Consider the following 20,194-nt stretch of genomic DNA (forward strand, 5'->3'; position numbering starts at 1 on the left):
TTTGTCATGAACGCACCATTCAACCTCGACAGCGCTGCGCTCAGTTCTCAAGCTCCTTTGGTAGCTGAAGACGCGCTTAAAGCCGCAACAGCGGCAGCTGGTAAAATCGCCCCTCTGTGGTCTTTGAAAACCTTCGTGGCTGTGAACCCGTTTCTGGGTCTGTCTGATCAGCGCTTTGATGAGGCCGCCCAAACCATGGCGCAAGTGGCCGGTGCGCGCATGACCATGCCACGGGCCTTCTACATGGATGCACTCGACAGGGGGCGCATTAGCCATGGCGATCTTGCCGCGGCGCTGGACGAAGCGCAGATTGACGGTTTGCCGCGAGATCCAGAACTTTTCTTGGCACTTGCGCGCTCTGAAAAGGCACAGAACCTCACAGTGTTGCCCACCCTGACCGACATCGCTGGCGATATCGACGGCATGGATTGGTCTGAGCTGATGCTGGAAAGCATTGCGCGCTATGCTGCGGAATATTTCGACGAGGGTCAGGCTTCTTGGGTTACGGTGACCCGTGAGAAGGGCTTCTATGAAGGATGGCATGAGACGGCGTCAGTAGATCGGACTGCCGATGTGGCTGGCCTGAAGGGCTTCCGCAAGGCTGTGAAGGCAATGCCTAAAAATGCGGAGGGCCTGATTGCGCTTGCCGCAGAACGTTTCGGTCTCACCAAAGCATCCGTAGACCTCTACTTCCATCGCCTCTTGATGACAGTTGGTGGCTGGTCGTCCTATGCGCGCCAGAAGGTTTGGCAGACAGAGTTGAATGGCGGTACGGATGCGACGCTGACCGATTTCCTCGCCATCCGCTTGGCGTGGGAACTGGCAATCTGGGAACTATGTGCTGACAAGGCTGGCTTTGACAGCGCTTGGAAGGCGGCAGTGAAGTCCTACGAAAATCCAAGGGAACAGCAGGCTGTCAGCATCGCTTGTGTGTTTCAGTCCGCCTATGACAAGGCATGGCAGCGGGATTTCGTAACCAAGTTTGCGGTGGAGTCCAAGAAAGCCGAGCCAAAGCGCATGAGCGTTCAGGCCGCCTTCTGTATTGATGTGCGCTCAGAAGTGTTCCGCCGTGCCCTTGAAACCGCTTCTCAAGACGTGGAGACCATTGGCTTTGCGGGCTTCTTCGGCTTCCCCATCGAGTATGTGCCACTCGGTCAGCGCCATGGTGGGGCACAGTGTCCGGTCCTGCTCAAACCGCAGTTCATCGTCTGCGAAAGCGTAGGCGGTGCGGATGCTGTTGAGGAAAAGTCTATCCTTGATCTGCGCATGTTCCGACGCAAGGCGGGCAAGGCGTTCAAGTCGTTCAAGCTGGCTGCGGTGTCTTCATTTGCCTTCGTGGAGACCCTCGGTTTGACCTACATTGGCAAGTTGGCGACCGATGCACTCGGTTTGTCTCGCCCGGTGCCGCATCCATTGGTGGATGGGTTTGACAAGGACGTGCAGGACCGGCTCACCCCGGATGTCACTTCTGGCGAGTTGGATGGCCGGATCACGGGTTTCACAGAGACAACACGGGTGGACATGGCGCAAGCCGTGCTCACCGCAATGTCATTGACCAAGAACTTTGCTCGGATTGTACTGCTGGCCGGACATGGCTCAACCACGGTGAACAACCCACATGCCTCCGGCCTCGATTGTGGCGCGTGTGGTGGCCACACCGGAGAGGCCAATGCCCGTGTCGCAGCCGCAATTCTCAACGACAGGAAGGTTCGCGAAGGGTTAAAGGCTCGTGGCATCGAAGTGCCTGAGGATACGATCTTTCTGGGTGCCCTTCATGACACCACAACCGATGAAGTTCAGGTCTACGGAGAAGAGAGCATTCCAGCGACGCATATCGCTGAGTTTGTAAAGCTCAAGGAGCAACTCGCCGACGCCGCAAAGCTGGCACGTGCTGAACGTGCCGCCCAGCTCAACCTGGAAGAGGGCAAGCCGGTGGATGGGCAGATCTTGGCGCGTTCCACCGATTGGGCTCAAGTCCGTCCTGAGTGGGGCCTTGCAGGATGCGCGGCCTTCGTCGTGGCGCCACGCGAGCGCACTGCAGGCCTTGATTTCGGCGGGCGTTCCTTCCTGCACAGCTATGAATGGCAGCAGGACGAGGGCTTCAAGGTTCTGGAACTCATCATGACGGCACCGATGATTGTCACGAGTTGGATCAGCCTGCAGTACTACGGGTCAACCGTGGACAACAAGGTGTTCGGCAGCGGCAACAAGGTGTTGCATAACGTGGTCGGAACCATCGGTGTGCTTGAAGGTAATGGCGGTGACTTGCGTCCGGGTCTTCCAATGCAGTCGATCCATGATGGAGAAAAGCTTATCCATGAGCCGCTGCGCCTTAACGTTGCCATTGAGGCACCAATCGAAGCCATGAACGCCATCATCGAACGTCACGAGATGGTTCGCAATCTGGTGGACAATGGTTGGCTGCACCTGTTCGCGTTGGGCGAAAATGGCCAGGTGACCGCGCGCTATACTGGAAACCTGAACTGGGAAGACGCTGACCATCAGGTCGTTTCCCAAGCCGCGTAACCTTAGGGCAAAGGCTGAGCCAAGAAGAAAAAGGCCGTACCTCCGGGTGCGGCCATTTCCATTTGCGTGCAAATACTTGGTTTGTTGACGCCATACACCGAATGGGTGCTTAATTGATGCTCGATCACCCTTTGAAGGCTTCAAGACGTTATCGGTATGGGTATGAACGCGACCTGCAAAATGAACGATGCTGAATGGACGTTCTTCAAATCATTTGTCTCTGAGCGACAAGCTCGGCGCGGCCGTCCGCCTCAAAACCATCGACTGGTGCTGGATGGCGTGTTCTGGGTCGCACAAAATGAGCGCAAGTGGCGCGACCTGCCAGACCATTTCGGCAACTGGAGCTCCATCCATCGACAGTTCAAACGGTGGAGCGAAGCCGGGCTCTGGCAGGATCTTGAAGTGGCCCTCGACGACACGCTGGCGTGCTGTGAAGGAAATTGTCCAATCGATGCGCACGCCGTTGCCATTCCCTGCGATGTGCTGCAAAGCGAGCGGGAGACCCTGAAGGCCAAGATATACTCCGCCCAGCAGGTTGCCCGCCGCCGTCGCGGATTAGCCTCAAGGCGCTGAAGTCTTTCCCTCGCGATTTCAATAGCCTATCCCTCTAGTCTTTGGGCTAAGAACAGCTCTATTGTTCTCGACAGGCCTCATCAAACCTGCTGAATTGCTGACAATGAAAAGCGGAAGCTGAGTTGGCGATGCGTGCGGGTTGGGAGGCCTGCGGCGTGTCAACTCCAAGAGCATATGGGAGGGGAAATGGGCGCGCTTTCACCGCAGGACTTTGGCGAGGTAGACTACGTTGTGGTAGGCGCAGGGTCTGCCGGGTGTGTTCTCGCCAATCGCCTTAGCGCCAACCCAAAAAACCGGGTGCTCCTGTTGGAGGCCGGGGGTCGAGACAACTACCATTGGATCCATATTCCCGTCGGCTATCTGTACTGCATCGACAATCCGCGCACGGATTGGCAGTTCAAAACCGTTTCTGAGAAAGGCTTGAACGGGCGTCAGCTCATTTATCCCCGCGGCAAGGTGTTGGGCGGATGCTCCTCTATCAATGGCATGATTTACATGCGCGGGCAGGCAGCAGATTATGATCTTTGGCGTCAACTGGGAAACCGAGGATGGGGCTGGGATGAGGTGCTGCCTTACTTCAAAAAGCACGAGGACCACGCGTTTAGAAATGGGCATTACCACGGGCAAGGTGGGGAACTTAGAGTTGAAAAACAGCGTCTCCATTGGGACATTCTGGATGCGGTACGGGATGCGGCTGAGGAGCTGGGCATACCCAAGGTAGATGATGTAAACGCGGGTACCAATGAAGGTGCTGCCTATTTTGAAGTAAACCAACGTGGCGGTGTCAGGTGGAGTGCGGCCCGTGCCTTTCTGGAACCCGTCAAAAAACGCGAAAACCTTCAGATCTTGACGGGCGCGCAGGTGGAGCGGATCACATTTGATGGAGCGCGCGCCACGGGCCTTGTCTTTCATCATCAAGGTAAGCCCCGTTTGGTGCGAGCCCACAAGGAGACCATTCTGGCGGCAGGTGCCATAGGTTCTCCGCAAATCCTTCAGCTCTCTGGCATAGGCCCTGTTGAGCTGCTGAAGCAACATGGCATTGAGGTGCGCAGGAATGCGCCCGGCGTTGGGGCGAACTTGCAAGATCATTTGCAGCTGCGCACAATCTTCAAGATCAAAGGCGCGCTAACACTCAATGAAATGCAGAAGGGGATCTGGGGCAAGGCCAAGATCGCGCTGGAATACGCCTTGAAGCGCTCAGGCCCGATGTCCATGGCACCCAGTCAACTTGGCATCTTCACGCGCTCCCATGAGCGCTATGAAACGCCGAACATTGAGTATCACGTTCAGCCCTTGTCCCTGGAGAAGTTTGGCGACCGGCTCCATGACTTCCCGGCGATAACCGTATCTGTATGCAATCTGCGTCCAGAAAGCCGAGGGCGGGTAGCGATTACCTCCAATGACTTTAAAGAGAAGCCGGAGATACGGCCAAATTATCTGACAGCTCAGGAGGATCAGGAGGTGGCGATTGCCTCGATAAGACACGCGCGTCGTCTTATGGCGACGCAGCGCTTGGCCCGTTTTGCCCCTAAAGAGATCAAGCCGGGTTTGACCTATCAAAGTGATGAGGAGCTTGTTGAAGCTGCCGGGGATGTGGGAACGACCATTTTCCATCCCGTGGGAACAGCGAAGATGGGCCATGATCCGATGTCTGTGGTGTCAGACACCCTCAAGCTCCATGGCTTTGAAGGGCTCCGCGTTGTAGACGCCTCAATCATGCCCACAATCACCTCAGGCAACACGCATGCACCAGTCACGATGATTGCCGAGAAGGCTGCAGAAATGATCCTCGGGGATGATCAACGGCGAGGCTCCTAAAAGGACAGAGCGGCAGTGTCCTCTGGCTTTTTTAAGGGTGTGTAAGGCAGGCCCAAACTCTGGCAAGTGATACGCCAAGTCTCATCCAGTTGGTTGTAGGAACGGAAAAGGTTTGCGTTCACAATCATGCCGTCCAGCACCACTTGCAGGAAAACTCCTTTTGCTTTTGCTTCTGACACGCCCATGTCTTTTAGGATCTGCTCAAGAAGTTCTGCAAGCCAACGCTTGTGGTTCTGCGAAACGTTCTGCAACTCATCGTTGCCTTGAAACTCCCCCATGGCCTTGATGAACATGCAGCCGAAGAAGTTCCGCGACAGGAACCATCTCAAGTGCCAGTCGAACAGTTCCTGAAGCCGTTGCTCGGGTGTGGCAAGGCCATCAAGCGCGCAAACAAGAGAACTGCTGAAACGCTGGTGGCGTAGCTCCAATACCGCTTCAACCAACTTGTCCTTGTTCTTGAAGTATTTGTAGAGCGTCATCTTGGAGACCTTGGCCTCATCGCGGATCAGGTCGACGCCCACGGCCGTGTACCCGTGTTCGTTGAACAGTCGCATTGCGGCTTCCAGAATGTCGTCTTTCTTGCTCATGAAACTCCCCTCAAGTTGCTCTTGGCATACATCGCCTGCTTGCAAATTCCAACTGGACAATATATGTACAGACCGGTCTGTACATATATAGGAGTCGCGTATGTTTGAGAAGATAAAGGGTTCCGCCAAATCCCCTGCAAGGCCTGCCATCCCGCAAATCCTGAATGGCCTGATTGGAGGTTTCGCTGGCATTGGCGTGGTTGCTTACTTGGCCGAGGTTTCAAACCTTCCGCTGCTCATGGCGCCATTTGGAGCAACTTGTGTATTGTTGTTTGCAGCGCCAGCCGCGCCTTTGGCGCAGCCTAGAAACGTTGTGCTCGGCCATCTCATTGCCGCATCAGTTGGACTGTTGGTTCTGAACATTTTGGGGGCAGGGCTGTTTCAGATGGCGCTGGGCGTTGGGGTTGCAATTGCCTTGATGCAGGTGTTTCGCGCAGTGCATCCACCTGCTGGTGCAAACCCCCTTGTCGTCATTCTAGGAGGAGTGACAGACTGGTGGTTTTTGGTCACGCCTGTACTCATCGGGGCGCTCACCTTGGTCTTGATTGCCCTTGTTCTGAACAATCTGGGCAAGGGAAAAAACTGGCCGGTCTACTGGGCATAAAAAAAGGCCCCGCGGCAATGCGGGGCAGTTTGGTCGGCTTCTTGTTTTTGCCTAGAACGGCAGGCCAACATATTCATAGGCAAGTGCCTGTTGCATAGGTGGGTGCTGTAGCAGCAGGTCGTATGTGTTGGCCTGGATGCGGCGCGTAAACGGATCTTCATTTGGGAAGGCGTGCAGCATCTTGGTCATGCGCCATGAGAAGTTCTCCGCGCTCCAAACACGCCGTAAAGCGTCCGCGGAGTAGCGCTCCAAATGCTGAGACCTGTTATGTTTGAGGTGTTCTATCAAGCCGCGTGACAGGTAATGGACGTCGGAAAAGGCCAGGTTCAGCCCCTTTGCACCGGTCGGGGGCACGATATGAGCGGCATCACCTGCAAGAAATAGCGCTCCGTATTGCATGGGCTCGGCAACAAAGCTGCGAAGCGGCGCGATTGATTTTTCAATGGAAGGGCCCGTGGTGATCTTTCCAGCAATGTCATCTGGCATTCGGCGCAGCAAGGCTTCCCAAAATCGGTCGTCCGTCCAGTCTTCAATCGCGTCATTGATATCACATTGCACATAATAGCGGCTCAGCATCGGATTGCGCTGAGAGGCTAGGGCAAAGCCGTCCTCGTGATAGGCGTAGACCAGCTCTTTCAATGGCGGCACCTCAGCCATGATGCCAAGCCAGCCGAACGGATAGGCGCGCTCAAAAACCTTAAGAACATCCGAGGGGATCGATTGCCGGCTTACACCGTGAAAACCATCACATCCGGCAATAAAACTACACGCAATCTCATAGTTCTCGCCGTCCTTGGAAAACGTCACTCGAGGCCTGTCAGACTTCAAGTCATGGAGTGCCACTTGTCCGGCCTCGTTGATCACATGGCCGCCATCGCGTTCTCTTGCGGCATAGAGATCTTCGGTAATAGCCGTTTGGCCATAGGCCATCATCTGCTTGCCGGTCCATTTCACCGTATCGATGTAGACACCGGGCTTGCCTTGCCAGGCAATGGCACCGCCGTTTTTGGGAAGGCCTTCCCGATCCATGCGCTCGCCAAGGTCATAGTCCCTCAGCATTTGGACGGTGCCGTGCTCCAAAAAACCGGCACGAATGCGAGCCAGAACATAGTCTTTGGTTTGTCGCTCCAGAACGATGCTCTCGATGCCGTGCTTTTGAAGGATGTGCGAAAGAAGAAGACCAGCAGGTCCTCCACCAATAATGGCCACCTGTGTGGTGAAGTGTTTCGCACCCATTCCTGAACCTCCCCAAAGTGCGGCAAGTCTCCCAACCTGATCGCACTCATAGACTTCGCTTTGATCGAAAATTGCATAGTCATTTCAAAATGAATAATGAAAAATCGGCGCTGTTTAATCACGAAAGTGCTATGCCTGAGCCTAGGCATGGAGCCAACGATCAGGCAATCAGCTCACTGAAATTCATAGCTTTACGGGTATGATAATGCCCTCGAATATCATTTTTCATATGCAAAGCTGCATGTAAATCTCCCTCATGAGGAGGATGCCATGGAGTTCATCGAAACAAATGGTGTTGTGTTGCACTGTGCCATTCAAAGAGTTGAAAAGGGGCCACCGCCTCTTGTGTTTATCAACTCATTGGGCAGTGACTTTCGGATTTGGACGGGTGTCTGCGCACGGCTTGGAGATGGTTGGTCCACACTGCGCTATGACAAGCGCGGCCATGGCCTCTCAGAGGAAGGCACAGATGCCTACTCCATTGGCCGTCATGCCGATGATCTTATTGGACTTCTGACCAAAACTGGCTTCGATGGGGTGGTGCTCTGCGGCTTGTCGGTCGGCGGCTTGATCGCACTGGAGATTTGGCGCAAGCGACCGGACCTCGTTGCGGGCTTGGTCCTATGCGATACGGCCGCCAAAATCGGTACTGCTCAGATGTGGCAGGACCGTATTGATCTGATCCGCAAGGATGGCATTGCCGCGCTCGCGGAGCCTGTTTTGGAGCGCTGGTTTTCCAGCGGATTTCGCAGTTGCTGCCAAGAACAGGTTTCGGGTTACCGAAGTATGTTGGTGCGCACGGCTCTCGATGGGTACTTGGGCACATGCGAGGCCATCAGAGATGCTGACCTTACCGAGGTGCTCCAGTCAATCACCGTGCCAACCCTGTGTCTGTGTGGTGATGAAGATGGTTCAACACCCGCAGAAGTGGTGATGGACATGCAGGAGAAAATCCCCGGTTCTTCCTTCGAAATGATCGAATACGCCGGGCACCTGCCTTGCGTGGAACAGCCTGACGCGATTGCGCAGTTACTGGCGCAGTTCGTTGCCAAGGTGCATGTGCAAGGACAAAGATAGATGAAAAACAAGTCGGAAAGACACCGCCAAGGCATGGAAACGCGTCGGCGGGTATTGGGCACTGCGCACGTAGATCAAGCCGAGAGGAGCAAGAGTTCTTTTGATGAACCGTTTCAGGACCTGATCACCGAGGCGGCATGGGGTTCTGTTTGGTCCAGAAGTGACTGGCAGCCGAGGGACCGCTCCATTGTAACAATTGCGCTTCTTGCTGCGTTGGGGCACGAAGAGGAGCTTGCCATGCACATCCGGGCCACAGTGAATACCGGGGCAAGCCGTGAAGATGTTCGGGAGGCCTTGCTTCACGTGGCCATCTATGCCGGGGTTCCGGCTGCAAACAGCGCAATAAAGATCGCCAAGAACATCTTTGATGAGGCAGATGGGGAGGGGACTGGATCATGACAAAAACGCTTGGCGCCTTTTATCCGCGTGACAGGAGTTGGCATCCAAAGGCCTATACACCTGAGTACAAGACCAGTGTGCTGCGGTCGCCGCAAAAGCCTCTTGTGTCCCTTGGTAGCACACTGAGTGAGACCACAGGTCCCGTATTCGGCCACAGCGCCTTGGGTGAGCTGGATGCTGACTTGATCCTGAACTACGCAAGGCCAGGAGAAAGCGCGCTGGGTGAACGTATTATCGTTCACGGTCGGGTGTTGGATGAGAACGCACGCCCAGTCCCAAATGTGCTGATCGAAGTTTGGCAGGCCAATGCGGGTGGGCGCTACCGGCACAAGAAAGACGGGTACCTTGCCCCGCTTGATCCAAACTTCGGCGGCTGTGGCCGGGTATTGACCGATGAGGAGGGCTACTATGCCTTCCGCACCATCAAGCCGGGTCCTTACCCCTGGCCAAATGGAGTGAACGACTGGCGTCCCGCTCACATCCATTTCTCCCTGTTTGGCAGTGGTTTCGCGCAGCGGCTGATTTCGCAGATGTATTTTGAAGGCGATCCGCACATCGCACTATGCCCTATCGTCAATACAATCGGCGATCCCGATGCAATCGACATGCTCACCGCCAAGCTGGACATGAAGAACACCATTCCCATGAACGCGCGGGCCTATCGTTTTGATGTGGTGCTTCGAGGGCGCAGATCGACCCTTTTTGAAAATCGCATGGAGGGCAACTGAGGTGGTCAAGTTTGAGTATCTTAAAGAAACCCCATCCCAAACTGCGGGCCCTTACTTGCATATTGGCTGCACCCCCAACTTCATCGGCAATGACGGTATCTATGCGCGGGACTTGGGCAGCTCCATGGTTGCGGAAGGTGCCAAGGGCGAGAGAATTGTCGTGTCCGGGCGTATCTTTGATGGAGCTGGCGCGACGATCAAAGACGCCATGGTCGAAATCTGGCAGGCCGACGCCGATGGTCTTTACAATAGCCCTGAAGACCCAAGAGGGGACGCAGATCCGCACTTCACGGGTTGGGGACGCCAACCGGTGGATATGGAAACGGGTGTTTTCCAGTTTGAAACCATCAAGCCGGGTCAGGTTCCCTTTCCAGATGGGCGCATGCAAGCACCTCACATCAGTCTGTGGATCGTCGCCCGTGGCATCAATCTCGGACTTAATACCCGGCTCTACTTCGCTGATGAAGACGAGGCCAATGCGGTCGATCCGGTTCTGCAGCGCATTGAGCACAAGCACCGGATCCAGACCTTGATTGCCGGGAAAGTTGATGGTGGTTACGCCCTCGATATCTACCTTCAAGGAGACAATGAAACGGTGTTCTTTGACCTATAGATGGGATGGTTCAATGCACGCAGGCCGATGCCTTGATGGAATGAAGACATGATGGCAAATGACTTCTTTGCCGCTTCTTTGTTTCAGGAGGAAGCTGTTGCCAGCCTTTTTAGCGCTCGAACGATCTTGAACCACGCGCTTGCCTATGAGGTGGCAGCGGCCAAAGCCATGGCATCCAGCGGCATGATCGATCGGATCCACGCGGACGCCATCGTTGAAAAAGCCGCCAGCTTCCGCCCCCAACTGGAACAAATCGCAGCTGGACAACTTCGTGATGGAGTGATCGTTCCGGAGTTCGTAGGCCAACTGCGCCGCCACGTAGCAGGGGAAGCTGCCGAGTTTCTCCATAGTGGCCTCACCAGTCAGGATGTGTTGGACACAGCGTTGGTGTTGAGTTTTCGCGAGGCCCTCACCATTCTCGAGGGCCGCATTGCCAATGTGGCCAAAGCACTAGGCGTCCTGGATCAGCAGTTTGGCGCTGCGTCCTTGATGGCGCGCACTCGGATGCAAGCCGCCATGCCTATAACGGCTCATGATCGGCTTTCAAACTGGCAGCGGCCCTTGCTGCGGTTGAAAGCGGACCTTGAGTCTCATCGCGAAAACGCACTCGCTTTACAGTTCGGTGGCCCTGTCGGGACGCGGAATGGTTTTGATGGGAAAGAAGATGTGTTCGCCAAAGCCTTGGCGAAAGACCTGTCGCTGGTAGATCCCGGATCTGCGTGGCACACCGACAGAGTGTCGTTTTCCCGCCTTGCCGAGTTGGTGTCGCACCTGACAGCCCAGCTTGGCAAAATAGGTCAGGACGTTTCTCTCATGGCTCAGCAGGGCGTTGAGGAGATAAGGCTAGGTGGGGGAGGCGGCTCTTCCGCGATGGCGCATAAAAAAAATCCGGTGAAGGCGGAGCTTCTCATCGCTTTGGCCAGATTCAATGCGACGCAAATTGCTGGTGTCCATCACAGCCTCATGCATGAACAGGAACGGTCTGGTAGTGCCTGGATGCTGGAGTGGATGATTCTACCTCAAATGTTGTGTGTTGCAGCTAAGAGTCTAGCCGTTGGTGAGAAGCTGTTACTTGAGGTAGAGGCAATTGGTGCAGAGTGAATAAATCTGTTCGAAAGATCGGGTACAATGCCGCGCAGCTCCAGATGCGTGGCTTTTTTCTGTAGAGTAGTTGCACGGGTTCGGCTGCTCACTGGACTTGCGATTTTTTCAAATGCTAGAGATTTTGGGCACAAAAAACTACAGGTTGAGGATATGAAGAAAACCGCTGCTCTAGTCTTCGCTGCTGCCATGGCATACACCCATATGGCTTCGGCGAAGGACATTAACGCCAATGATCCGATCGGTATGGCTGATGCCATGCGTGACCTAGGCTATCAGGCCAAGCTTGAGAAAGATCACCAAGGGGATCCGATGATCCGCAGCTCTGTTTCAGGTGTGCGTTACAGCATCTATTTCTATGGCTGCACTGAAGGCAAGGACTGTAATGGCATCCAGTTCAGCGCAGTATGGGATCTGGAAAACGGTATTGATATGGACAGCATCAATACATGGAATGAAGAGCGTATTGTCGGCAAGGCCTATATCGACGATGAACGCGATCCTTACCTTGAGTACTTTGTCACCACAAAGGGTGGCCTTACAGAAGAAAATTTCGAAGACGCTGTTGATTGGTGGCGCGTGGCTGTTGGCCAGTTCATCAATCACATTGAGGAAACCGAAGCCTGAGCCAAGTCGGAAGATGCGGTTTGCTGCTTAGATGTGTCAAAGACGCAGTGGCATCGAAATTCTCTGTTTTCAGAACTGAAACTGAAAAACCTCGCAGTTTAGCTTGCGAGGTTTTTTGTTGGGCATACTGGGTTAGCCGCTAAGTACATGCGGCAACCACAGGACCAGTGCCGGAAAACTCAGCAAAATTATGACCCGTATGATCTCCGCCATGAAGAATGGCAGGACGCCCTTGAATGTTTCAATCATGGGAATGTCGCGGGCAAGCGCGGATATGACGAACACATTCATACCGACTGGTGGTGTGATCAGCCCCAGTTCCACAACAATGAGTGCCAGAATGCCAAACCAGACCTTCAAGTCTTCAGTGCTCATGCCATAGCCCGAGCCCTCGGCCATTTGATAGATGCCGCCATTCATCTCCGACAGGACTGGCCAAAAGAAGGGTATCACCAGAAGCATCATGGAAAGGCTATCCATCAAGCAACCGAGCAGGATCAGGGCAATGAGGAGCAGAACGAGAACGGTCATTGGCTCCAACCCGCTCGCTGCAACCCATGCTGCCGCCTCTTGTGGCAAGCCGCTGCGCGACATGAAGATCTTCAAGAGTTCCGCACCGAGCAGGATCAAGTAGATCATTCCAGAGGTGCTGGCCGTCTCCCGAAGCGCTTCCCCCATCACTCTGAAGTTGATCTTCCGCTGGATGAGGCCAAAGCACAGCACGAGAAAGACGCCAACGGCCGCGGCTGGAGTGGGGTTGTAAAGACCAATATAAATGCCGCCGATCACCAGTCCGAACACAATCAGCACCGGTATCATTCCTACCGTTGCTGCAACAAATTCTTCCCTGCTGCCCGCTCCACCCTTTGGTCCAGCCGTGGGGGTGATCAGCACATAAAGCGCGATGGTGAGCAGAAACAGAATGACGGCCAGTGCGCCGGGAATAAAGGCTGCCACGAACATCGTGACGATGTTGGCTTCAACGATGATGGAGTAGATGATGAGCACTACGGAGGGGGGTATGAGAATTCCAAGGACGCCGCCGGCCGCCAGTGTGCCAGTGGCCAATGCGCCAGAATAGTTGTAGCGCCGCAGTTCAGGCAGAGCGACTTTGCCCATTGTGGAGGCCGTTGCAAGTGATGAGCCGCAGATCGCACCAAAGCCTGCACAGGAGGCAATCGCCGCCATGGCTGTTCCGCCTCGCAGCCAGCCCAGCCAGGCATTCGCTGCGCGAAACAGCGCTTGGCTCAAGCCTGTCTTGGCGGCCAATGCGCCCATTAAAACGAACAGTGGCACGACCGACAGATCGTAGATGGAGAACTGACCATAGGCGAGTGTCTTTAGCTGGCTGAGCAGAAGTTGAGGGCCGTTGATAAGGGAAATGCCAATGCCGCCGACGATGATCATGGCATAGGCAATGGGAATCCGGATTCCAATCAGCAGAATGAGAACCAACAAACCACCAATGCCGAGGGTGAGAGATTCAGCCATACGGGTACCGCGTCAAAGCAGTTGTGGTGGCGTTCAGGAGCGAAATCATTGCCGCAATAGAAAGCAAAGCCAAAGAGATGAGGATCGGAACAAAGGCGAGCCAGTGAGGGATTTGAAGGATTGTTGTGGTGTACTCGTAAAGCCGCTGATCCTCCATACCAAGATACATGCGCCATAAAAGAAGCAGGGCAAACCCGAGTGCAATAAGTGAGGCAACAAGGGAGAGCACGGCCTTGATGCGAATGGATGCACGGGCTGTAAAAACATCTGCTGTCACATTGGCATCTTTCAACTGGCAGTAAGGAAGGAATGAAAATGCAGCAATGGCAACGCCCATTTCCGTAAGTTCAAAGTCCCCAGGAAATGGGTGCCCAAAAATGCCCCCGATCACGGAGATCATATTGACGGCGACCACCAGCAGCAACAGGACGCCGCCAGCCATTGCCCAGCCTGTTATTGTGACCTCTGCCAGCCGTTTCAGGCTGGCAGTTCTATGCGGAGGCCGAGTGGCAGTCATTCTTATTGGCCGCTGTGTTTTGCGATGGCTGCGCGGGCTTTCTCAACCAAGGCCGGGCCGTCAATACCTTTTGAGCTGACCTCCGCCACCCAGCGATCGACGACGGGCGCCAGGGCCTCATTAAATACCGCGGTTTCCTCGTCAGTCAGGATGATGTGAGTATTTCCGGCCTTTTCTGCCAGCCCAATGCCGAAGTCATCTGCGTTGCGCCAGATCTCCCCAACCTGTGCCAGCCATTCCTCGTTGGAAGCCTCACGAAAGGCCTGCTGTACATCGTTGGGCAGGCTGTCCCATCGAGCCTTGTTCATGGAAACCTGAAAAACAGCAGTTCCAAAGCGTGCGTTGGCAGCGCCTTCGATCTGGTATTGAGTCTGCTCCTGAATCTTGAGCGGAGGGATGATTTCCCAAGGAATGAACGCGCCGTCAATAACGCCCTTTTGCAATGCCTGTGGCAGGTCAGGCACTGGCATGGCAGCGGGCGACGCGCCAAGTGCCTCAATGACCCATGCGCCAGTGCGAGACGGCGTGCGAAGGGCTGTGCCTGACAGATCTTCAGGACTGCGAACTTCCTTGTCCCGCATTTGAATGCCGTTACCTGCGTGTACGTGCAGGAACATCACCTCTAGGCCTTTGTACTCTTGTTTTAGGTCGCTCTCAAAAAGGTCATTGAGCGCCAGATTGGCCGCCTTGGGATCGTTGACGTAGACGAGTGGGAGCTCCATCACCTCTGTGCGAGGGAAAAGACCCGGTGTGTAGCCGTTTAACGTCCAGACAAGATCAACCACGCCGTCGCGCGCTTGAGAGACAAGTTCAGGAGGGCGCCCGCCGAGTGTCATGGAGGGGAATATTTCAATGGAAACTTTACCCCCCGACTTCTCCGCTACAGCCCGCGCCCATGGTTCAAGCATCTGCGCATGCGCGGGGGCTTTGTTGCTTAGGAAGTGATGCAGCTTGAAGGTATAGTCTGCTGCGTTCGCTGCGCCGACAGCAAAAATTGCAGGAAGCGCGGAGGCCGCCAACATTGATAATGCACCCAGTGTCTTCATGGTATCCTCCCAAAATCGGAAACTTCGACGCTACAGTAGTCAGGTGCCACATCAGGTAAACCTAACCTCTGGTTGAATGCGTGACTCCGAATATGTGCATGCAGCTACAAAAACAGAAACGGACCTGCAAGGCTCAGCTCTTCACAAAATATAACCCAGCGTTCTCCGATGAACTACGTAGATCCCTATCTATTCCATGTCGCGTTTGGTGCGTAAAATTTGTTTTTCGGCCCGTATCATGCCGGTTTGGATATGTATGGATGGGGGCGAGGTCAGGCCTCAGCGAGTTCTGTAGGCTGTGCAAAGCCCTCTGAGCTGATGTCTTTCAGTATTTCGGAAAAGAATAGGGAAGCGGGACCCTGTTGCTGATCGGATCGGGTGACGAGGCCGACCGCTCCTCGTGTTGATGAGGTGTCAATCGGCAGTTCAACGAACTGCCCAGACGCAATTTCTGCAGCGATAACCCCTCGTGAGATAATCCAGATTGCCTGATGGTCCCGGGTAAAAGCCCGGCCAAAGGAATCCGACACTGTTTCGATTGCATGAATAGGTTCAGGGATGCCTTGCTCGATGAAAAGGCGATCAACGAACGGCCGGATTATCGAGGCGGCTGAAGGCAGCAAGACAGGATAATCGTTGAACTGCTGAATGGATAGCTGCAGGGTTTTCGCAAGAGGATGGTTGGCGTCCACCGCAAAAACCACGCGTTCTCTATAAAGCGGATCAAATGTCAGGTTCTGCATGTTTTCGGGCGCAGGTAGCCGGCCCATAACCATGTCCAGTTCACCGTTCCGGAGCTGATCGAGGAGAACCTTGTTTTCACCGGTTACTATGTGCAATCGATTGCGCATGCCGGACTGAAGATATCTCGCGACGGCTTGCGGAACGATAGCAGCAGAGACTGTTGGTAGGGCACCCAGCCGGATCATTGGTCCGTCGGCCACGCTAAACTGGGCCAGAGCGTTTATGCCGTTTCGTGCCGCGGAAAGGCTTGTACCTGCGTGCTTGAGGAACATTTCGCCAAACTGCGAGATCTTTATGCCGCGCCCGTCTTTCTCGATCAGTGGGCGGCCGCAAATCTCCTCAAGTTCGCGGATTGTGCGTGTCACGGCTGGTTGGGTGAGGTTCAAGACCTCCGCAGCTCGGCTGACGCTACTCAATCGTGCAACTTCAACGAATGCCTCCAGATGGCGCAGTTTTAATCGGCGAAGATTGTTCATTCCTAGGCAACTATGGTCAATGAAACAACGGGAGCTTGTTATAAGCACCTGCAAATCTAAGGGTCAATACGTAATTGTGAAAACGATAGGTAACCGTGGCGTTCTATCTGTGGTTAGTAGCGGTTTAGGTGTTATTTCAGGAGCCGAATTGAAAAAGAATGGAGCTGCCTTAATTTTTTCTTGTAAAGTTCGGTGCCTATTCTTGAAGCTGTCATCTCTCCTTAATTTTTCAGAGAACAAGGAATCCCATATACTGGAATTTCTTTTACTTCTTTCGGGTGTGATTAGGTAAACTTCACTTCGAGAGCGTCTAGTTTTGTTTGAAAGCAGAGGAGTTTAGATGAACATTTCTCGTATATTGAATATTGCATAATTTGAGATGGCATGGTTTGGGAAGAAAAGCGTGAGTTGTAGAAAATCTGCATCTTTGCAATATTCATATTAGAATGATTACGTTAAGGTAATTTGTGTTCCGGGAAGCTTGGCTATGCGCGCTGTCGTGCCATTAAGCAGCAAACCGAAGGACCTTTCAGATTTGAAACACGTGGTCTCTAAAATGGTATGTAAGTTTCGGCAGGCTGTACTCCTTGGCTTTTTCGCTTTGTTGGTTTTGCAACCAGTTTCCTCTTGGGGGCAAAACACTGTTTTAGATCGTATCCTCCAATACGGCGTGTTGCGTGTGGGAACCACCGGGGATTGGCTGCCCATGTCGGTGCGCGATCCGGAAAATGGCGGCTATATCGGCTATGATATTGATTTAACAAGCGAACTTGCTAAGGATCTTGGTGTTTCGATTGAGTACGTCCGAATGGACTGGGGTAATCTGACAAAGGGGCTACATGCCGGACACTATGATATTACCACGTCGGCCAGCCTAACTCCGGCCAGAGCAGCCAGAGTTGCCTTTTCAGAGAGCTACTTTTCGCTCGCAACCGTTCCGCTGACACTGCGAGCCAACGATGGCAGGTTCAACACTTGGGCAGATCTGAACCAACCGGGCGTTACGATTGCTGCCACATTGGGGACCAGTCAAGAACAGCTGATTAAAGAGTTTTTTCCTCTCGCGCGACATTGGATTGTGGTGACACCGCGCCGCGACTATGAGGAAGTTCTGGCTGGCCGCGCTGATGCCCACATCACATCGGACGTGGAAGCCTTGCAACTGATTGAAGCACATAGAGAGTTGATGATCGTGCCGGTGGAAGCGCCCCGCGCTCCCACGCCTGTGGGAATGATGCTGCCTCGCAACGATCAGGTCTGGATCAACTATGTGAACTCATGGATCCGCTTCAAAGAAGAGCGGGGCTACTTCAAAGAGCTGGCGAAAAAGTGGAACCTCAGGCGTCGTTAGCGGTCTTCGCTCCATTCAGACCGAATGGCCTACTAAGCTATAAGATTTAAGATGTTTGGATCGCCAAGGAGCCATGTATAGTGGCTCTCACCTTCGACAGTCACCGATCTGAGCGAACAATGGACACTGCCCACACCATAGCCAATCGCATAAACGCGTTTTTTCAGCACCTGGATGATCGGAACTGGAAAATGGCGGAAGCAGTTCTGACCAATCCGGTTCATCTGGATGATCCATACTGGTGCAAGGGGGGAGCTCAAGATCTGGCGCCGACCGAAGCTGTTGACCATCTAAAGGCGTTCTTGGGCCAGTTTGATGGGAGCCTTCACTACATCAGCAACATCATTGTTGAATCTCAGGAGCAAAAAGCCTGTGCTCGGCTGTACTCCGCCCGCACATACTTTGGCCCCAGAGCGGACGCCGACAAGTTCTTCAAACTCTATGGCATCTTCGACATATCGTTGGTTTACACGGGAGGGCAGTGGTCTATCGATTTCTTGCGCTTCCAAAAGCGCTTCGATGAAGGGGACCGTACCCTTGCAAGCTGACGCCGTATCAAGGGTTTTGTTGTTCAGTTTGGGAGATGCAGCTTATGGCGGTTGAGATGCAAAGGCCTTTGGGCGCAGCAGTTCTATGCTTTTTCTGTCTTGTTCTTCAGCCGGTCTCCAGCCTTGCTCAGGCGATTGGACCAGATCCATTCCCAGGTATCCGAGGCGAAGATCAGCGAGAAATGATAGATTCCTGGGATGCGCCATGGAGTTCCATTGGGCGTATCAACGTCGCGGGGTTTCGTTCCACGTCTATGTGTACGGGAACTTTGGTCGCTCCTGATGTGGTGCTCACTGCAGCCCACTGCGTTTTCAATCGCATCACCACCAAGCCTTTTCCTGCCAACAAAATCCATTTTGTAGCCGGTGTGCGCCGCGACAAGCACTTGGCACACGCGGTAGCGCGTTGCGTAGCCATGCCCGAAGGTTATCGTTTCGCACGAAAGCCAATGCTCGCCGAAACATTGCAGGACATTGCTTTCATCTACCTGACAAAGCCGCTTGATGTCCCCGTTGTGCAGACGGTCGATCTTTCTGAGACTGGTGGTTTGGAGGGTTCCGGGCCTGATTTCACCAGTGTTGGCTACTACCGTGACCGACCCTACCTGCCATCGGCGCACAGCGGCTGCGAAATTGTCGCTGAGCAGGAAGGTGTTTGGCTAACCAACTGCAACACCAACTATGGCGGCTCTGGCGGTCCGGCTTTGATTGAAGTGGAGGGGAAGGCGCGTGTGGCTGCCGTTGTGATCGGCGCGACGGAGGACAAGTACTCCATCGCGGTTCCGATCAGTTCATGGCCCAATCTTGAGGGGGAAAACAGCTGCAATTTTAGGGTCGAATTAAACGCCCTTGAAGATACTGCCGAGAACCAATAGGCCCCAGCCACCGGTCATCGCCCAAAAGGTATTACCGGTGATCACCGGAATGTAGATGCCGCCAACGGCACTGAGCAGAGCCATTACGCCAAGTGCAAGCGCCAGAATGAACACGATAAAGCTTGGAGCGGAAAGTCTCATCAAATCGATCCGTTTCTGATTGAAGTAAAGGAAGAAGGCTTCCGACGTATCACAGTGGCATGTGCCAGAACAGACCTGTCTGAAACTTGTCTTCAGGCTTTCGTGCAGAGGATTATCCGTTTCGTTCAGCTGCTAGTTCTGCCATTTCGGCATGAAGCCAATCGCGGAACTTTCGTGCTTTGTCCTTTTGATATGTCGGTTCCAGCCCTACCAGCCAGTATTGTGCAGGGATCTCCAAGGAGAGTTCGAACGGGCGATGCAGCAAGCCGAGGCGCATGTCTCCCGCGGCAAGGATGCTCCTGCCGAGCAGGACGCCCGCACCCTCCAGAGCCGCGTTTTGTGCGTGATCTGCATGGCTGAACTGTGTGCCACGCCTCCACCAGTCGGCTTTGGGCAGACCCGCCGCCGCAAGCCAGTCCGGCCAACGTGGGGTCCCGGCAATGTTCTCCATTGCGAGATCATGCAGAAGCGGCGCTTGTTCTAGATCTCTGGGATGTTGCAGGTGCTCAGCCAACCGTTTGGCACATAGCGGGAAAACGATCTCTCGTGCCAAGGATTCCGAATGCAGCTTTGGATAGGGCCCGGGGCCGAAGCGCATGCCAAGGTCTACTTCATCCCGATTAAAATCGACCAGCGCGAGGCTAGCTGAAAGGCGCAACTCGATTTCCGGGTAGGCGTCCATGAAGCGGTAAATTCGCGGTGCCAAAATCTTGGCGGCGATGGCAGGGCCGGTAGAGACCACAAGAATGGAGTCCTGCCCCTTTCCCGTAATCCGGGCAACCGCCTCACGAAACTGCTCCAGTCCAGCTTCCACACCGGGCAGGAGCTGGCGGCCCGCAGGTGTCAGGTCAATCGCCCGGTTGAACCGCTCAAACAGTTGAACCCCCAGCTGCTCTTCGAGTGTTTTAACTTGGTAGCTAATGGCTGAAGCGGTGAGGTTCATTTCTACAGCAGCTTTTGAAAAGCTCATGTGCCTCGCGACACATTCGAAAACCTTGAAGCTGTTTAGAGGAGGGAGCCGGTCGTCCATGTCGCCTCAAAAAATTTGATCCGAAGCTTCAAAATTAAGCGTTTGTCGAAGGCGCGTCTAGGAAATATTTGTAGTGATGTCGAACA

Annotated in this window: 21 protein-coding genes; 13 read left to right on the forward strand and 8 right to left on the reverse strand. The window is 54.1% G+C overall.

Annotated elements, in window-relative coordinates:
* Positions 1–6: 6 nt before the first annotated feature.
* The 3 genes from Q3Y58_RS16565 (at position 7) to Q3Y58_RS16575 (ending at position 4,917) form a co-directional block, all read left to right on the forward strand.
* Positions 7–2,526, forward strand: a complete 2,520-nt coding sequence (locus Q3Y58_RS16565) for a YbcC family protein (protein WP_319622998.1) — start codon at positions 7–9, stop codon at positions 2,524–2,526.
* 180 nt (positions 2,527–2,706) lie between these two features.
* On the forward strand, positions 2,707–3,099 hold the full coding sequence (locus Q3Y58_RS16570) for a transposase (protein ID WP_274217374.1): 393 nt from the start codon (positions 2,707–2,709) through the stop codon (positions 3,097–3,099).
* 186 nt (positions 3,100–3,285) lie between these two features.
* On the forward strand, positions 3,286–4,917 hold the full coding sequence (locus Q3Y58_RS16575; protein ID WP_319622999.1) for a GMC family oxidoreductase: 1,632 nt from the start codon (positions 3,286–3,288) through the stop codon (positions 4,915–4,917).
* Here the strand turns inward: Q3Y58_RS16575 and Q3Y58_RS16580 are convergent.
* Positions 4,914–5,504 carry a TetR/AcrR family transcriptional regulator gene (locus Q3Y58_RS16580; RefSeq protein WP_319623000.1) on the reverse strand — a complete coding sequence of 197 codons (591 nt, stop codon included), beginning with the start codon at positions 5,502–5,504 and terminating at the stop codon, positions 4,914–4,916. The two genes, Q3Y58_RS16575 and Q3Y58_RS16580, sit on opposite strands and share 4 nt — an antisense overlap.
* Before the next feature lie 100 nt (positions 5,505–5,604).
* Between Q3Y58_RS16580 and Q3Y58_RS16585 the strand changes: the two genes are divergently transcribed.
* The gene (locus Q3Y58_RS16585) at positions 5,605–6,108 is read left to right on the forward strand and encodes an HPP family protein (RefSeq protein ID WP_319623001.1); all 504 of its coding nucleotides are present in this window, start codon (positions 5,605–5,607) and stop codon (positions 6,106–6,108) included.
* Positions 6,109–6,159: 51 nt separating this feature from the next.
* Here the strand turns inward: Q3Y58_RS16585 and pobA are convergent, their stop codons facing one another.
* Complete coding sequence (pobA, locus tag Q3Y58_RS16590) at positions 6,160–7,344, reverse strand: 4-hydroxybenzoate 3-monooxygenase (protein WP_319623002.1); 1,185 nt, start codon at positions 7,342–7,344, stop codon at positions 6,160–6,162.
* Positions 7,345–7,614: 270 nt separating this feature from the next.
* On the opposite strand from pobA, the gene pcaD reads away from it, so the two are divergent.
* The 6 genes from pcaD (at position 7,615) to Q3Y58_RS16620 (ending at position 11,889) form a co-directional block, all read left to right on the forward strand.
* The gene (pcaD, locus tag Q3Y58_RS16595) at positions 7,615–8,421 is read left to right on the forward strand and encodes a 3-oxoadipate enol-lactonase (protein WP_319623003.1); all 807 of its coding nucleotides are present in this window, start codon (positions 7,615–7,617) and stop codon (positions 8,419–8,421) included.
* Positions 8,422–8,820, forward strand: a complete 399-nt coding sequence (gene pcaC, locus Q3Y58_RS16600; RefSeq protein ID WP_274217367.1) for a 4-carboxymuconolactone decarboxylase — start codon at positions 8,422–8,424, stop codon at positions 8,818–8,820.
* Positions 8,817–9,548 carry a protocatechuate 3,4-dioxygenase subunit beta gene (gene pcaH, locus Q3Y58_RS16605; RefSeq protein ID WP_319623004.1) on the forward strand — a complete coding sequence of 244 codons (732 nt, stop codon included), beginning with the start codon at positions 8,817–8,819 and terminating at the stop codon, positions 9,546–9,548. The genes pcaC and pcaH overlap by 4 nt, the downstream gene beginning before the upstream one ends.
* Before the next feature lies 1 nt (position 9,549).
* Positions 9,550–10,161, forward strand: coding sequence for a protocatechuate 3,4-dioxygenase subunit alpha (gene pcaG / locus Q3Y58_RS16610; RefSeq protein WP_319623005.1), 612 nt, complete (start codon positions 9,550–9,552; stop codon positions 10,159–10,161).
* Between the two features lie 48 nt (positions 10,162–10,209).
* Complete coding sequence (locus Q3Y58_RS16615; RefSeq protein WP_319623006.1) at positions 10,210–11,262, forward strand: 3-carboxy-cis,cis-muconate cycloisomerase; 1,053 nt, start codon at positions 10,210–10,212, stop codon at positions 11,260–11,262.
* 153 nt (positions 11,263–11,415) lie between these two features.
* On the forward strand, positions 11,416–11,889 hold the full coding sequence (locus tag Q3Y58_RS16620; protein WP_274217363.1) for a YbjN domain-containing protein: 474 nt from the start codon (positions 11,416–11,418) through the stop codon (positions 11,887–11,889).
* 132 nt (positions 11,890–12,021) lie between these two features.
* On the opposite strand, the gene Q3Y58_RS16625 is transcribed toward Q3Y58_RS16620, so the two are convergent.
* From Q3Y58_RS16625 to pcaQ, 4 genes are all read right to left on the reverse strand, one after another.
* Positions 12,022–13,380, reverse strand: a complete 1,359-nt coding sequence (locus Q3Y58_RS16625) for a TRAP transporter large permease (protein ID WP_319623007.1) — start codon at positions 13,378–13,380, stop codon at positions 12,022–12,024.
* On the reverse strand, positions 13,373–13,897 hold the full coding sequence (locus Q3Y58_RS16630) for a TRAP transporter small permease (RefSeq protein WP_319623008.1): 525 nt from the start codon (positions 13,895–13,897) through the stop codon (positions 13,373–13,375). The genes Q3Y58_RS16625 and Q3Y58_RS16630 overlap by 8 nt, the downstream gene beginning before the upstream one ends.
* Before the next feature lie 2 nt (positions 13,898–13,899).
* Positions 13,900–14,919, reverse strand: a complete 1,020-nt coding sequence (locus Q3Y58_RS16635; protein ID WP_413697839.1) for a TRAP transporter substrate-binding protein — start codon at positions 14,917–14,919, stop codon at positions 13,900–13,902.
* 296 nt (positions 14,920–15,215) lie between these two features.
* Positions 15,216–16,163, reverse strand: a complete 948-nt coding sequence (pcaQ, locus tag Q3Y58_RS16640) for a pca operon transcription factor PcaQ (protein WP_319623010.1) — start codon at positions 16,161–16,163, stop codon at positions 15,216–15,218.
* A 556-nt stretch (positions 16,164–16,719) separates the two neighbouring features.
* Here pcaQ and Q3Y58_RS16645 point away from each other — a divergent pair.
* From Q3Y58_RS16645 to Q3Y58_RS16655, 3 genes are all read left to right on the forward strand, one after another.
* On the forward strand, positions 16,720–17,514 hold the full coding sequence (locus Q3Y58_RS16645) for a transporter substrate-binding domain-containing protein (protein ID WP_319623067.1): 795 nt from the start codon (positions 16,720–16,722) through the stop codon (positions 17,512–17,514).
* A gap of 119 nt (positions 17,515–17,633) precedes the next feature.
* Complete coding sequence (locus tag Q3Y58_RS16650; protein WP_319623011.1) at positions 17,634–18,062, forward strand: nuclear transport factor 2 family protein; 429 nt, start codon at positions 17,634–17,636, stop codon at positions 18,060–18,062.
* Positions 18,063–18,106: 44 nt separating this feature from the next.
* On the forward strand, positions 18,107–18,937 hold the full coding sequence (locus Q3Y58_RS16655) for a trypsin-like serine peptidase (RefSeq protein WP_319623012.1): 831 nt from the start codon (positions 18,107–18,109) through the stop codon (positions 18,935–18,937).
* Here the strand turns inward: Q3Y58_RS16655 and Q3Y58_RS16660 are convergent.
* Positions 18,902–19,078 (reverse strand): hypothetical protein, encoded by a 177-nt coding sequence (locus tag Q3Y58_RS16660; protein ID WP_274217356.1) that lies wholly within the window; start codon positions 19,076–19,078, stop codon positions 18,902–18,904. The two genes, Q3Y58_RS16655 and Q3Y58_RS16660, sit on opposite strands and share 36 nt — an antisense overlap.
* Positions 19,079–19,190: 112 nt before the next feature.
* Positions 19,191–20,108: a transcriptional regulator GcvA gene (gcvA, locus tag Q3Y58_RS16665; RefSeq protein ID WP_319623013.1), complete on the reverse strand. Its 918-nt coding sequence runs from the start codon at positions 20,106–20,108 to the stop codon at positions 19,191–19,193.
* Positions 20,109–20,194 lie beyond the last annotated feature (86 nt).

The organism is Nesiotobacter zosterae (assembly GCF_033843645.1).
GTDB classification, from domain to species: Bacteria; Pseudomonadota; Alphaproteobacteria; order Rhizobiales; family Stappiaceae; genus Pseudovibrio; species Pseudovibrio zosterae.